11 protein-coding genes are annotated in these 14186 nt (G+C 60.8%); all 11 read right to left on the bottom strand.

Annotated features, from left to right (window positions below):
- Window positions 1–525: 525 nt before the first annotated feature.
- Window positions 526–843 (bottom strand): hypothetical protein, encoded by a 318-nt coding sequence (locus WS87_RS33805; RefSeq protein ID WP_159085724.1) that lies wholly within the window; start codon window positions 841–843, stop codon window positions 526–528.
- An 831-nt stretch (window positions 844–1674) separates the two neighbouring features.
- Entirely contained in the window at window positions 1675–3240 is a 1566-nt protein-coding gene (tnpC, locus tag WS87_RS30835; RefSeq protein ID WP_059820731.1) for an IS66 family transposase, read from the bottom strand.
- Window positions 3241–3271: 31 nt separating this feature from the next.
- Window positions 3272–3622, bottom strand: a complete 351-nt coding sequence (tnpB, locus tag WS87_RS30840) for an IS66 family insertion sequence element accessory protein TnpB (protein ID WP_059531434.1) — start codon at window positions 3620–3622, stop codon at window positions 3272–3274.
- Window positions 3598–4140 carry a transposase gene (locus WS87_RS30845; RefSeq protein ID WP_059531437.1) on the bottom strand — a complete coding sequence of 181 codons (543 nt, stop codon included), beginning with the start codon at window positions 4138–4140 and terminating at the stop codon, window positions 3598–3600. The genes tnpB and WS87_RS30845 overlap by 25 nt, the downstream gene beginning before the upstream one ends.
- Window positions 4141–4437: 297 nt before the next feature.
- Window positions 4438–7764 carry a DEAD/DEAH box helicase gene (locus WS87_RS30850; RefSeq protein WP_059820687.1) on the bottom strand — a complete coding sequence of 1109 codons (3327 nt, stop codon included), beginning with the start codon at window positions 7762–7764 and terminating at the stop codon, window positions 4438–4440.
- Entirely contained in the window at window positions 7761–9593 is a 1833-nt protein-coding gene (locus tag WS87_RS30855) for a phospholipase D family protein (RefSeq protein WP_059820686.1), read from the bottom strand. Before WS87_RS30855 ends, WS87_RS30850 begins: the two co-directional genes overlap by 4 nt.
- Window positions 9587–10825, bottom strand: a complete 1239-nt coding sequence (locus tag WS87_RS30860; protein ID WP_059820685.1) for a DUF6361 family protein — start codon at window positions 10823–10825, stop codon at window positions 9587–9589. Before WS87_RS30860 ends, WS87_RS30855 begins: the two co-directional genes overlap by 7 nt.
- Before the next feature lie 171 nt (window positions 10826–10996).
- Entirely contained in the window at window positions 10997–11662 is a 666-nt protein-coding gene (locus WS87_RS30865; protein WP_059820684.1) for a GIY-YIG nuclease family protein, read from the bottom strand.
- An 88-nt stretch (window positions 11663–11750) separates the two neighbouring features.
- Complete coding sequence (locus tag WS87_RS30870; RefSeq protein ID WP_059820683.1) at window positions 11751–12230, bottom strand: DUF6527 family protein; 480 nt, start codon at window positions 12228–12230, stop codon at window positions 11751–11753.
- Complete coding sequence (locus tag WS87_RS30875) at window positions 12227–13408, bottom strand: ThiF family adenylyltransferase (RefSeq protein ID WP_059820682.1); 1182 nt, start codon at window positions 13406–13408, stop codon at window positions 12227–12229. The genes WS87_RS30870 and WS87_RS30875 overlap by 4 nt, the downstream gene beginning before the upstream one ends.
- Window positions 13383–14138: a multiubiquitin domain-containing protein gene (locus WS87_RS30880; protein WP_059544978.1), complete on the bottom strand. Its 756-nt coding sequence runs from the start codon at window positions 14136–14138 to the stop codon at window positions 13383–13385. The genes WS87_RS30875 and WS87_RS30880 overlap by 26 nt, the downstream gene beginning before the upstream one ends.
- Window positions 14139–14186 lie beyond the last annotated feature (48 nt).

Here is a 14186-nt window from a genome sequence, read left to right on the forward strand (position 1 = left end):
TCAAGGCGGAGGTGTTACTTAGGTACTCGTTATAGCTGATTTTTCCAGTGGCCTTTCGTCCGCGCCCCATGGCCTGGTCAAAATTCCACGATATGTTAATTTCGTATCCCTCGGCACAATTTCTGTCCACCGATATATTGGATACGTAACTCTCTCGAGGTAAAACTCTAAAGCTGGCCGCGCCCGCGCTCGTAACGCAGCCGGAGCTACTTTTTAGAGTAATGTGATAAGGAAACGGCGTATTATTATACCAAGCAACAGTTCCAGAACTCGCGTTTGCGATTCGAAATACCCCGAACACTATCACCAAGATCGGCAGCTTCAGGCAAGTGGATATGGTCGAATTATGCATAATATTTCCCATCGGAGTGGCTCCCCGCGTTAGCTTAAAATTGAAGATATGTGGTCGTTGGCGACCCAGGTCGTTACGCGCACAACTCGATCTTCCTGAAATGTCTCAGCTAAAACAACGCCTTGCCCGTCTGGCGCCCGTGGGTTTGGGAAAGCTGTTGAGTGCTTGCAGAATTACGATTGAAGTTCCACCGTGGTCACAACACATCCCGAAGTATTGTCTATACCTGCCTTGAAACTTACACCAGTGACGTAGGCTGTTTGAAGGACTTGATTTATTGCCGGATTATTGGAGTTTATTGGCCAACCGTTGTTGTCGTTGCATGCTGATGCTGACCCAAAGTCGCCGGAAAAATGATAATGGAAGTATGCACCATCATTTACTTGGCTCTTTATCGCGGAGACAGTTAGCACTCCAGTGTTGGTGCTGGCCGCAAATGAGGTAGCATTCATTGCGCAGGAGACAAAAATAGCGAGCACGATCTTCTTCATTTCAAGTCCTCGTCAAAAAAGTCCGAGTCTAGGTAGCTTAATTTCAATTCATCATCAACTGAATTTCCGTAGACCCCCCCGGGGGAGCGATACAGAAAAGACGGTACCACTCGATCGATCGGAAGTACAGATTCTTTGTCATTTTTATTAGTTTCTGCCCCAGTATCTGCAGCGCAATTTCCAAATCAATCTGGAATTTTGTTTCGCGTTCATGGATAGTTTAGTTTTCTATCTGATCACCTAGCTTTGAGTACGTCTGTAATGCAGCACGCCTGCTGCAATCTCACGGAGTCCCGCCCTACCCCAGCCTTCGACGGTCAGACGAAAGTGTCGCCGAGAGACGTCAATCTGGCAAAAAGTGACCCCTCTGATACGAAAGATCATCTCGCTGACACGCCGCTGGGCGATCTCTGCAACAGCCACGCGCCGAGGATCGTATATAAATCGTGCCTCTCCGGTTGTGCGGGGGAGTGTTCGACGCGAATTGACGACTTTGCTTCGAACATAGACGAAGTGACGACTCGGTGAGATTGTCGATAAAGTCGTCAACTCGCGTAGACCAAAGGAAAGTTGTCACCGTTTGCGAAGTAAAAACGTCACTTCGCCGATGCGCATCGACAGGGAAACGGAAAACTGCCGCAAATTCACCGGCTTGAGTGTCGCGCAATGAAGTCGTCACCGGTCGCGGCGTTGCGAAGACCTGTGTTAACTCGCCCGGGACGCACTTGCACCGCCGGCAGTCGCGGTCATGCGTTGTGCGAAACTTGAGTTTGAACTGGCAACCGTGCTGTCGTGATAAGAAAGACGTATGCGGTCTTTTAACGACGCCCATCAGAGGTTGGGAGTGGCAGGCATGCTCCATGGCATGAGGGCGGCATAGTCGTCGGCGGTTGCGGCGAGCGGCAACCTGGTGAACAGCCAGACCAGATAGCGATACGGCTCGACGCCGTTCGCCTTGCACGTCTCGACGAGGGAGTACAGGTTGGCGCTGGCCTGCGCGCCAGCGACAGTATCGGAGAACAGCCAGCCCTTGCGGCCGACGACGAACGGCCGGATCGCGTTCTCGCACAGGTTGTTCGAGATCGGCCAGTTGCCGTTACCGACGTATCGGACCAGCTTGGGCCACTGTCCGCTCATGTACTGCAATGCCTTGCCGAGCAGACTCGACGGCACGACGCCCGGCAGATGCTCAACCAGCATGCGCTCGATGATGGCGAGCACGCGGGCGCTGTACCGAGCGCGCAGTCGTTGCCGACGTTCAGACTTCCACTTCGCGCTGCGCACCTCGGCCGCGAACAGCTTGCCGATCAGCACGACGAAGCGCGTGGCCAGCAGATCCGGCGAGCGTGCCGCCTTCGGCACCGACTCCTCGGCCTTGATGAAGCTGCGGCGCACGTGTGCCCAGCATCCGAGATGCACGAGCTGGTGATCGTGGGCGATTCCGTTGTAGAGCTCGTACCCGTCAGTCATCAGCACGGTGCCAGGCTGCACGCCAGCATAGAGCTTCTGCGCATGCTGGGCGCCGCGCCCCGGCGAGTACGAGAACATCCGTACTGGTGGCCCCGAGCCGTTGACCTGCGCCCACAGGTAACTCTTCGCCTGCGGCCTTCGTCCCGGTTCCTTCAGCACCTGGAACGTTGTCTCGTCGCCGTAGATCAGGTCCGACTCGAGCAGCGCGTCGCGCATCAGGTTGATCACCGGCTGCGTGGCCAGTCCCACCCGCACCACGCTGGCGGCCAGCGTGTTGGACGAGATGTCGCCGCCGAAGCGACGCAGCAGCGTGGCTTGGCGATACAGTGGCATACCGTACTGGTACTTGCCAGTGATGATCCACGCCAGCGCGGATTCCGTGAGCAACCCGCGCGGGATGATACGCGCTGGCGCCGGCGTGACCTTGATGCCGAGATCACAGCACGGGCACGCGTACTTGACGCGCTGGTGCTGAACGACGCGGACCTGCTCGGGAATCACGTCAAGCTGTTCGCTCGTCTCGACGCCGATCTCGACGAGAGCCTGGCCATCATGCGCGCAGAATCGTTCAGACTCGGGTAGTTCGTGCCGCACGACCTCGCGCGGCAAGTTCGGATCGAGTGGTTTGCGTCCGCGCTTGCCTCGCGTGTGGGCGGCGACAGACGTGCCGGGCGCGTCCTCGCGCGCGGGCGCATCGGTAGTGGTGGCCAATGCTTCAGCTTCGTTGAACAGGCCGAGTTGGTCGGCATGGCGCGCCTCGCTAGAGGCACCGAACAGTTCGTGCTTGTAGGCCCGCAGCTTCTCTTCGGCCAGATCGCGCTGGGCCGTCACGAGTCGAAGCTCACCGCGCAGCGCGTCGCGTTCGGCGCTCGCGGCAATCAGCGCTTCGTATTCCTCCGCGCTCAACATGACGGGGCTATTCGGCATGGCCGATTAGACCATGCCATCTGCGTAGTGTTCAGCTCATCCGCGCGTAATATCGCTGGGGATGCTTCTGGATCACGGCCAGGTCGATGCCGTCGAGCAGCCAGTGCAACTGCTCAGTGCTGAGCGTGATCGTGTCGCCGCCGTTCGGCCAGACGAAGCGGTCGGCTTCGAGTCGCTTGAGCAGCAACCAGAAGCCGTTGCCGCCCCAGCCGAGGATCTTGACTCGATCACGACGGCGGTTGCCGAAGACGAACAGCGCCGAGGTCATTGAGTTCAGGCGCATCGCCTGTTCGACCAGGATCGACAGCCCGTTGATGCCCATGCGGAAGTCGACGGGATCGCGATGCAGGTAGACCTTCAGCCCTTCGTCGAACCGGAACACGGCAGCCTCCCGAGCATCTGGATCACCGTGGCCAGCTCATCGACACTCGCCTCGCCGAGATCGAATTCGACACCATTGGACAAGCGCACATGTAACGAGAGCGCCATCAACGACGGGGCTGGTGGCAATACTGGGGAAGCGGCAGGCACAGTCGACGCAGTCGTGACGACAGGAACGAATGCTCGCGCTTCACTCATTGGAACCCGATGTGCAGTGCCCGGAATGTCGATCGATACGCCGTCGATCACCAGCGGGTCCGGCCTCGTCGGGGTTTGCAGCGTATGCTGCTGATGGCGCGAGATCCAGCGACGCAACTGGTTCGGATTAACGTCATGGTCCATGGCCGCCCGGGCGATCGATACCCCCGGCCTCAGGCAAAACTCGACCAGCTCCCGCACGGCATCTTCATCAAATTCCCGCCGGCCATCCCGTCTGCGGCCAACCACCAGTCTGCTTCGAAGGTCCTGTTTCTCTGTCATCACGGTCTGAGTGCATGTGTCCACGCGGACACTTAGCATCTGACCTTCTGCCTACCATTGGTAGGGCGTCGTTTATTGACGGCTTACAGAAAGACTATCTCGCTGTCGCGTTCATCCCGACGTCAGGATTGGCACGCGACCGCGAATGGCGGTTCTGGCACGACGCGAACGTCTCTGAACGACCCGAAGTGGCGTTCAGACAGTGATGGAAATCGCTGCCCACGACGAGTCCGGTTTCTAGGAGCGGCGGGCGGATGACCTTTGAAGGCGAGTGGTGACAGAAGAATAGGCGGAGCGGCGTTGCAACGGCCGGATGGCAACTTCCGGGGCGTTTCCTCAAGCCGCGTCTGCGCAGTCTTTGCATGCCGCTTTGAGAACATGGTTGATCGGCGCTAGATCGACTAGAAGCGCTCTGCGGATCTCTCGCAGATCGGCGTCCTCGTAATTCCGCCTAAGCAGGTTCTCGATGAGTTCCTGCTGTCTCGGCTGGCCGAACGACAATCGATAAAGAGAGAGAATCCGCAGAATCTCATCAAGCCGGTCAATTTCGCTGCTGAACGGTGCCACCGGTACGATCCGTTCTAGGCACGCGTAGCCACGCGGGACGTACCAGTACGGCACGAGATCCGTGCGGCGCCCATCCTTGCTTGCCAAATCGAAAAGGCGCGTCCATACGTCGAGTGACTGCGACGCCACAGGGATAGTCAACGCGTTGCCATAAGCCTGCGCGACACGCTGGCGAACCACCAGCGATTTATAGCGGTTGATGCGCCCTTCACGTTGCTCGAGATCGATCGGATTGGTAGGCAGGCTCCAATGCACGACGCGCCGGCAATACCAGTGAAAATCAAGTCCTTCCTGACCGATGGACGTCGAATTGAGCATGAACGGCCAGAACGGCGAATTGAACGATGCACGCACGTTGGTGATCCGCTTGATGCCCTCTTCCTCTGTGCTGCTTTGATTACCGAACGGCACGGCATAGTGGCAGTGGAACGTCACGTCGTGCCGTTTCACCTGGCCTTTCAGCGGCGGCAGTGCGGTCTGCGCCGTGAGCGACACCGCACCCGGCGCAATGGCCACGTGAAACGCCCCGACCGACTCGTCCATGCCGCGATAAACCGATTTGAGCAGATGCAGGAACTCGTCGAACACGGCCTGCAAATTGCCCATCGCAGCGTACGATGAGACGGCTACCCAGGGCTTGGCGCCCGGCAGCACGGCTCGGAGCACACGCTGCGATTCCATACGGTTCATCTTGTCGATGAACGACGATGCGCAGTCCGTCGCGTGCGCTAGCAGTTTGTCGTCGGACTCGTCGGCCGCGCCGGTCTCCCAGACCGTCCAGAGCGTGCGCCGCATACACACCGCCGGCCCGGCGATGGCAAGATCCACGAGCCAGCCGAGCAGGTCGTCAGGCGGCTCACCAAGTCCGCCACCGGCGCGGGCAAGGAGCTCCAGAACGCGCGGCACGTGAGCCTTACGCGCCTGACTGGCCGCCGAAAATCGCTCGAATGCGCGCGCCCAGCGCGTCACGCTTGCCTGCGTGTCGTTGTCCCCATCGCGAATCATGTCGAGCAGGAACGGCGCGAGCGCGTACCAGCGCGCGCTGTAACGCTGCGCGCCGTGCCCGTATCGCTCGCACAGCAGGCGGAAATCCGCCGTCAGTTCGTCACGCACGCGCTGCCTGACTTCATCGAGCGAGGCGCCGGGATGACATACCGGCACGGCCGCCAGACGCGCGGACGGATAAATCAGCCCCCACGCCGGGCCGATCTTCGATCCGTCGAACAGCAAGGTGCCTTTGTACGCGTCGCGGTTGTCGAGATAATCGTGACGCCTGCGCCCCCTGGCCAGCAAACGCCGTTCGCACTCGTACGAAACGTAGCTGCTCAGCGCACGCGGAGCCAGTACAAGCGAGGAAAACAGCAATGTCTTGCTGAAGCCTTCCTTGTCCTTGAAGGGGCCGCAGCCTGCATAGTTGGACAGGCTCGGCGGCACCCAGAGCAAGCGTTCTGCGCCCTCTGGCGCGGCCGCACGCAACACTTGCGCGAAGCGTCCGCTCGGCGCCTCGCGCGTCAGATCCAGACTGTAGTTCCGGAAGCGCTGGTACGGAATCCAGCCCGCGCCGGCTTCCTTCAGCGCCTCCTTGACGGGCGTCTCTCTGGCATGCAGGCGCAGCGTCTCACGAAGCTGATAGCCGCTCAGGAAAGACATGCTCCAGGGCGCGGCCTTGTGGAACTGCATGACATCGCTCACGGCGTGACCACGGCTAACCGACTTGAGCGCCTGGGCGAGCCGGTCGAGCGCGACGAATCCATCGATCTCCGCCGTTTGCGGGCGTGCATCCAGTTCGTGCGCCCGTACTGTCACGAAGATCTTCTCGATGTCCGGCTCGATTGCGCCCCGCTCAGAACGGCAGATATAAGGACGTAGCGCATCCTCGACGCGGTCGCGCTCGGCCGTGCTGAGCGTGCCCGGCACGAGCGGTGCTGACGGCAGCGTCAGCAATTGCCGCAGCAGGGCATCGCGCGCCTTTGCGTAACGACCGAGCACGTCCTTATTGTCCCGGCACAGGTAGCCGAGCAACTCGTTGAGTTGCTTCTCGTGCGCCTGGTCTTCCTGATCTTCGTCCAGATGCGTCAGCGCCTTGAACGGCGTCGCCGACAACAGAAGCGTTGCATAGCCGGTGCCTTCATGGAGCACCCGCCGCGCGATGATCTGCTCCTCCGAAACGGCGTCCTCGCCGGCAGCCGCATCCGCCGTAACGGAGCCGGCGTGCAGCAGTGCCGAAAACCGCTGGAATTCATCCAGGATGAAGATATCCGCCTTCAGATTGCGCGCGCAGGCTTCGACGAACATCTGCCGGATGCCGCCGCGCACGCAGGTCGTCAGATGCGTGCCGTGTTTGATCGCCCTGACATCTTCCGCCGCCGCTTCGGATAGGCCCTGGATCAGCGTGGCCCACGAATGCAGATTCAGTTGCAACGCTTTCGCTGCAGTTCGCGCGGACGCATCGAGCTTCGGCCGCTCCTTGAGGCGCCCGATGAACTCGGCGAGCGCCTGAGGCTCAAGCTCCCGGTTATCGCAATAACACGCGGCGTACTCCCATGCGCCCTTCACGCCGTTGCGAAAGAATTCTTCCAGTTGCTCAGTGTCATTAATCTGGCGTGCGCTCTTCACGGCGAGCCAGAGAATGTAGCGCTCCAGCGCATTCCCGCCTCCCCGGCTCAGCGAAAACGAAGTCGCTGGCGTGAGCGAGCACGATTCCATCAGCGTGCCGGGTTCCGGGTCGTTCTGCTTGAGACCGAGTTCCGCGAGACGGCCGAATTTCAGCGAACTGACCCACTGCTCCTGTTCACTGCCGCTGAACACTGCGAGCTTGCCCGCGTTCTCGTGCGCGAGCGCCTGATTCGAGCAGATATAGACCACTCTGAGCGGTTGCGCCGCACGATTGTCTTCCAGGCGGCGGCTCAAAAGCGAAGCCACGACCCCGCGCGCCACCAGCGTCTTGCCAAGTCCAACTTCATCGCCGACCAGCAGCCGGCCGTGCAGTCCGTTCGGGCCATCGAGACGCATGCACGCCTGCGTGACTGTTGCGCGCTGAAAGTCCCTCAAGTCACCGAGCGCGTCCTGGATGCGCTGTTGCGCTTCATGCATCATGCGTTTCGTTCCCGATGGTAGGCGACAAAACTGTCGAAGAGCGCGTCCAGCCCTTCCGGCAAAGTCTCGACCTCGGCGCGAATGCGCCGGTAAATATCGATGGCACGGCCCATCCGGCGCGGCGCGCGCGAGGCCGCCCGCAGGAGTTGCTCGTAGAGCGCGCCCTTGCCGTCGAGCCCGAACACGTCTGCGCCCTGCCCGTTGCCGTCGGCGCGCGACCAGTCGGTGCGCGACGGATCCAGGTGCAGAATCAATTCGAGGTAACGCAGGAGCTTTCGGCCATCGCCGACGATATCCCGGAACAGCGCACCCTTGCGCCGCTCGAGCAAGTCGACCGACAACGCCGCCTGCACGACGAATCGCTTGCGCACGCCCTTCGGCGACACGATCTCGACCGGCAGGAATGCGCTAATGTCCGTCAGGCTGACGCCGGTCCACGTCATCGGAGCGCCGAGCGCGCGCGGATCGTCGCGGCACAGCAGGCGCACGGTGGCCTCATAGCCCGCCGGCAATCGTACGGCCGCGCCGTCCGGCTGCATGTCGAGCCGCAGATCGAACCGGCCCGGCTCGCTCCGATCTTCCTTCACGTGGAGCAGCCACCCGGCGGAGCTGAGTGCATGCACGGCGCGGCGCATCGCGCTGTCTTCCTCGCGGCTGGCCGGCCCAGCCTCGCGAAACTCGTGCTTATGGAACACGTTAGACGTCTTCCATGCTTCTAGCAAGGCGTCGGGACCGATCTTGCGGTTCCTGCCCGTCAGTCGCAGCATCAGTTCGCGATTGCGGGGCGGCGCCAGTTTGCCCGGCTGCCCGAACGCGGCGTTCGTCATATTGGCCGAACCAACATGCCAGATGGCCTGCGCGCCGTGCTTCGCGACGATGAGCTTGGCGTGAAGATTCTGTTGCGCTGGCGCGCGGCTTTCGAGCCGTTCCTCGCCGTCGACCACGCGCTCCGACAGCGACAGGCAATCCCAGTTTTCCAGCGCGTCTCTGCCAATCTTGTCGAGCGTGTCACCCCGGCTGATGAGCGTGCGTCTCGCGTCATCGCGCGTGCGGCTGGCCAGTTCGGCGAGCATGCTTTGTCCATCGGCATCGAGGAAAGGTGACACGACCAGCAGATCGTCGAACTTGTCCGGCAGATCCAGCGGTACGCCAGCGGTCTTCTCGTCGCCGTGAAAGCCCGGCAGCACCTCGAACGCCGGGTCGAACTGATCGGGCGCCGTCCAGGCGACGTGTCCGAGGGCATCGCACCAGACTTTGATCTCCGGAATGTGGCGAGCGTCCTGCGCCAGCGAGCGCAGAAACGCGAGGAGACGCGGATCGCCGTTGCCGTTTCGTGCCGTTTCGCCGTCGATCGACACGGCGAGATCCCAGCTACGATCGAACGTGAGGTTGCGCGACAACACCAGCAAGCGCCAGCGATCCGCACCATCCTCATCCAGCGCGCTGAAGCGCAGCAGCCACACCTTAGGATGGAACGACGCGAACGCACCGTTTGCGCCTTCGAGCGCCACGACCGGCACGAGCAGCGGCTCGAGCAACGTAAAGAGGCGATTGAATTTGCCCGGCACCTTGATGTTGCCGCGCTGATAAAACACCATCAGGCGCTTCTGAAGCTGATCGATGGATTCCAGCAACGCCACACGCTCAGCCGACAGTTCGCCTTCCTCCTCTTCTTCCAGCGTCTGATCCAGCGTGAGCGCGAGCGAAGCGGCGGCGAGCGTTTCGAGATCGAGCGAGAAGGTGGTTGCGATAGCTGAGTGCAACGCATAGCCCGGCGGCGCGCGCAATTGACCGCCGTAGTCGAGACGATCGTTTTCGAGCGTCAGCAAGGCAACACCTCGACGATATCGTTCAACATGCGCCGCACGGTCTGCCATCGGTAGTCGAGCGCACTCATGCCGTACCAGTCGGCACGCTCGCGCGGCAGTTTGATCAACAACGAGCGCGCGGGCTTGTTGTCGACGGCCTGAGTACGGACAAGGGCATCGAGATCGGCCTGCTTCGGCGCGTCAGCCTGATTCAGCACGTTCCATCGTTCGAGGAATCCGATGGTCCGCCGCTTCACACGCGTGCCGCCCGCTTCGGCGACGCTCAGCCACTCGAGATCCGCACCCGAATGGAAGATACCGGCGAGTTTGACTGTTACGCGCCAATCGGCGTAGAGCTCATCGCAGACCGCGTGCAGTCGGTCATCGTCGATGCCTTCCGCAATCAGCCGGTTGAAAACGATATGCGCGCCCTCGACTGCGAGGCTGAAGCGCTGCGCTGCCGCGATGTTGTTGCGGCATGTCTGGCTGAGCGAAAGTTGTCCGGCTGCCCATGCGCTGAACGCGGCAAAGCTGGCGTGGTCGTCGCTCAGCGCACTGATCGTCAGGTCGTTGGAAAGCAACTGGGCGCAAACCGTGTCATCAAGGTCACGCGCCGTAGTGAAGCGCTCGCGCAGGAAACGCGCTTCGTCCTCGTCCAATTTCAAGGTGAGACCGGCCGGCCAGTCGCCTCGCGATCCGGGCGGCCGACGCACGACGGACTCGAAGCGTTGCCCGGCGTCATCGCTGCCTTCCTCGGAGCTTACGGTTTCCTGAGCATCCCCGTCGCGACGCCAGTAGCGGCAGAATTCCGCGAGCGAACTTTTCGTGCGTACGATTTCAAACACGCGCAGGCCGTTCCAGTAAGTCGAGGACGGACGTCGCGCAACACCGCCCTGCTCCACCACGGTGTGACCGATCACGCCTTCAGGTTCCAGATCCGCCGCATCGTAGTTGGTCTTGAGCGTCCTGGCGAATTCGTTCTCCGCGATCTTCAGATATTCGTCGAGCGGTCGGCGGCGGCGCTTCGCGTCTGGCAACTCCGCCCAGTCCAGCATGATCTTCGGCACGGCGAGGAAATACCGTGCGCGCGTCTGAACCGTAGTGAAGCCGGGAAAGAGCGTGTCCGCGTAAGCATCTCGGAGTTGTCCGAAGCCCAGCTCATCTAGTGTGCCCGGTTCTTTCATCAGCGCGAGCACTTCGTGCACGCGCTTGCGATCCGTCGAAGAAAAATCGATCCATCCGATACGACTCATCCAGTCACCCGTTAATATTCATGCCGTCCGAACCTCCGGACAAGTGAGTTGCGCGTTACTTCGGTCAAGCCTGCAGAAAGATATCGGAAACTCAGGACAAGTCTTGTCCAGTCGCGTCCAGCTGAAGCGCGAAAGCAACACCAGGCCAAGCGACTCACCGCCATCAGACATTCAACGGCAAGCGAGGTGACGTCTCTCCGCATGATGCTCTCGCTCGATGTGCCGGCACGCCTCGTCGTGAAACAGGTCCGTGGTCATGACGATTGAGTACGTATCGTAGTCGCTCACCAGCTTTTCCGAGTTCAAACGGACTTCATCTTCCGGCCGAAAAAATGGCTCGTCCGTGTCAGCAATGAAGGCTAGATCCGTGCGCCGGACGATCTGATCGACAAGATAACCGGCGCGCTCTTCCTCCGTTGTGATCTCCAGCCAGACACGTCCGGGCATTTGAACGATTCTGACCGCAGCGATATCGGAGCGCAGGTACGCGGGATATTTTTCCCGAAGCCGTTGTGTCACGTCTTCTGCCACGTACTGTGCTGCCGGACTCTGGGAAGGCTCGGCCAAATCGAGTAGCAATGCAATGGCTTTGTCGAGCGGATACCGAAAGAACTCGCGCGCCGCATCGACACGAAAATCGGTCAGCGCAAGATGTACTTTCGCTTCCAGCGCCTCATGTTGTTCAGCAAACAATTCGAAGGCCACTTGGAACGGCGTTGGCACACCCGTGGACGAAAGTTCGCGCGCACGCGTACGGGCGTCGCGTAGTGTTCGCCCGATCTTGATCAAGCCCGGCATACTCGGGTTGACCAAAACATAGACATACCCTGGGACCATGGGCTGCCCTCCTCACCCTAAATGCTCCAGCACGCTGACAAGCGCGCCGGAACCCCGTTGTAAAAGACACCATGATGCCGCATGCCGACTACTTGTCCGACTTACTACCCGAGAACCAGGCAACGACGGAAGACCACCAGTTGCCAGAGCGACGCGACGCCGGCGTAGCCTCGAAGACCACTCGACCGGCGTCTCCATCCTCGGCTCGCTCGTGCTCGTCTTGCCGCCCATAGAAGCGTGCCTTGGCTGCCTGGTCGCGCCGGTGTTCAGCCGCAACCTGAGCCGCACTCCAAGGTCCGGCCTCGATAACTCGGCCCTGGCGAATCACGTAATGCGAGCGGCACGGCAGTTGCCAGTTGCCGATCGAGGGTGACAGGGAGACCGATGCGCCGTCGTAGGTCATCTTCCAGTCGGTCGGAGACAACGGCGTCACCACCTGTTCGCCGCAGCCGCAGCAACAGCTATGCACTACCGTCTCGTAGTCCATCGACACATACAAGATGCCCGGGACGAGTTCCCTCGGCACGTTGCGTACGAAGCGATGCTCGAGCGTGGTGATGCGCGTCATGCCTGATCCCCGTTAAGCAATAGGTTGCCATCAGTGGTGTACGTACAGTGGTGCTCGCGTTCCAGATCGCGATAGAAGCCACGGAGCTTCTTCCACTTGATGACGGCGAGCACCGCGTTGAACGCGTTCAGATCGGCGACTTGAATGTTCGAGGCATAGATGTCGCGCTCGCCGCCCCCCACAAACGAGATGCGTCCGGCATGAACATGCTCGCGCTTCTCGGGCGTGCTGGTGGTCACGCGCAAGATCCCACCCAGGCTACCGTCGACCAGCTCCAGACCCATGCCGACATCGATGAAGGGCACACCAAAGGCTTCGAGCTTCTGTACCACCACGCGTTTGTCTTCCCCGGCGTCCATACAGAGAAATGCGAAGGTGGTGCCATTCAGCAGCTCGACGTTGGTGTGATCGAGCTTGACCGGATGCGCGACAATACCGCGGTGCATCCTGCCGTAGATGCCCTTGAGGTAATCGACCTTTTTCGGCGCGTCGCGCAACTCTTCAAGCGACGGAGCCCCTGGGGCGCGAAAGGCATTGTGCTGCAGAAACTCGTCGGCATCAAACAGGCGAATTTCGCGCACTGGCGTTTTGGCTACGAGATCCACTATATAGCTCCCGGTGCCGCCCGTGCCAATCACCGAAATGATCTCGCCCTCCAGCTTTTCGGACAGGTTACCGATGCCCACGCGGTCCGAGGCGGTATCAATATAGTTGAACATCGTGTCGGTCTCCGTGTCGTCAGGCGCACGGAAGATGCGCGGGCTGAGGCCCGGTTGCAGCACCGCCGCAGGGCCCGCGAGGATGGACGCATAGGTAGCCATCTTCTCGTAGAAGTTCGGATAGCCGTCGGGCCCCGGCTTACTCGAAAAGGCGTGCTGGGCCGTCACACCGTGGCCCAGATTGAAGAGCTGGGACTGGTGCGCGATTTCGCGCAGCGGCGTGCCATCGGCACGGCACGGAAAATCGCCATCCCAATGCATAACGTGAGTCGAAGGCTTACAGGTCATATCCCCGGCCAAGTCCAGGGGGCACACAAGCGTTCCCGCGCGCAACCGCTTCTGGGCATCGACGTAGGGCACTTCGCGCATCACCAGCAAACCGCCCACGGCTTGCACGAAGTAGCCCTCCTCGCGCAACTGGCGCAGGTCCGCATTAAGACTGAACAGTTTTCGTGACATTGAAGATCGTCCCGTGATGTTGAACTTCGACCGAACCGCCTTCGGCGAGCTCACCTGCGTGCGGCTTGGAGGCCGCATGACGATAGGTCATGGAGTAGCGGACGTTGGGCTCGACCGGTGAGCCGGGGAACGCCAACTGCACCACCTGCTCGAACGTGACTCGCTTCTCCGGTACCGGCTCCTCGCGCGAGTTCACGACGATGACGTATCCCTTCACCGGGCGGCGCGCCGTGACGAAGTGCTCCACGCCCGGCTCGGTGAGATCGATGCGGTCTTCGGGCTCGATCATGCGGTCCGTGCCACCGCGGACTTCGAGGAAAACCGCCTGATCCGTACCGATGCCCGACAAGACGTAAAGCGCCTCACCCGAGATCGACGACCGCCCCCAGATCACTTGACGGCCATCGAGCGTGAGCTTGAAGTCGCGGTCCGTACGAAACGCGATGAAGCGTTCAGCGCCCTGCCCGCGCAGGTCAAACGTTTCGTTGAGGGAGACGTCCTCGAAGTCTCCCGAAGCCAAGATGGCGCACAACGTGACGTCGTCACGATCATCCAGCCCGGCCGCCGCCAGAATTTGGCGGCCAGTCGGTACGGGATCGGTCACCATGACAGGGCGGAAATCCACGCCATCAAGGGCAAAGTGGATCCGGTAGGCGCGGGCCACCCTCAGCGGGCGGTTCTCCCGCAACGCCTGGCCCACGTCATCGATATCGTCGTAACGGGTACTCATTGTCAAATCCTCTTAAGGTATGTGCCAGGTCGCACCTGGCTACAGTTG

It is taken from the genome of Burkholderia sp. MSMB0856 (genome assembly GCF_001524645.2).
In the GTDB taxonomy this organism is placed as follows: domain Bacteria; phylum Pseudomonadota; class Gammaproteobacteria; order Burkholderiales; family Burkholderiaceae; genus Burkholderia; species Burkholderia diffusa.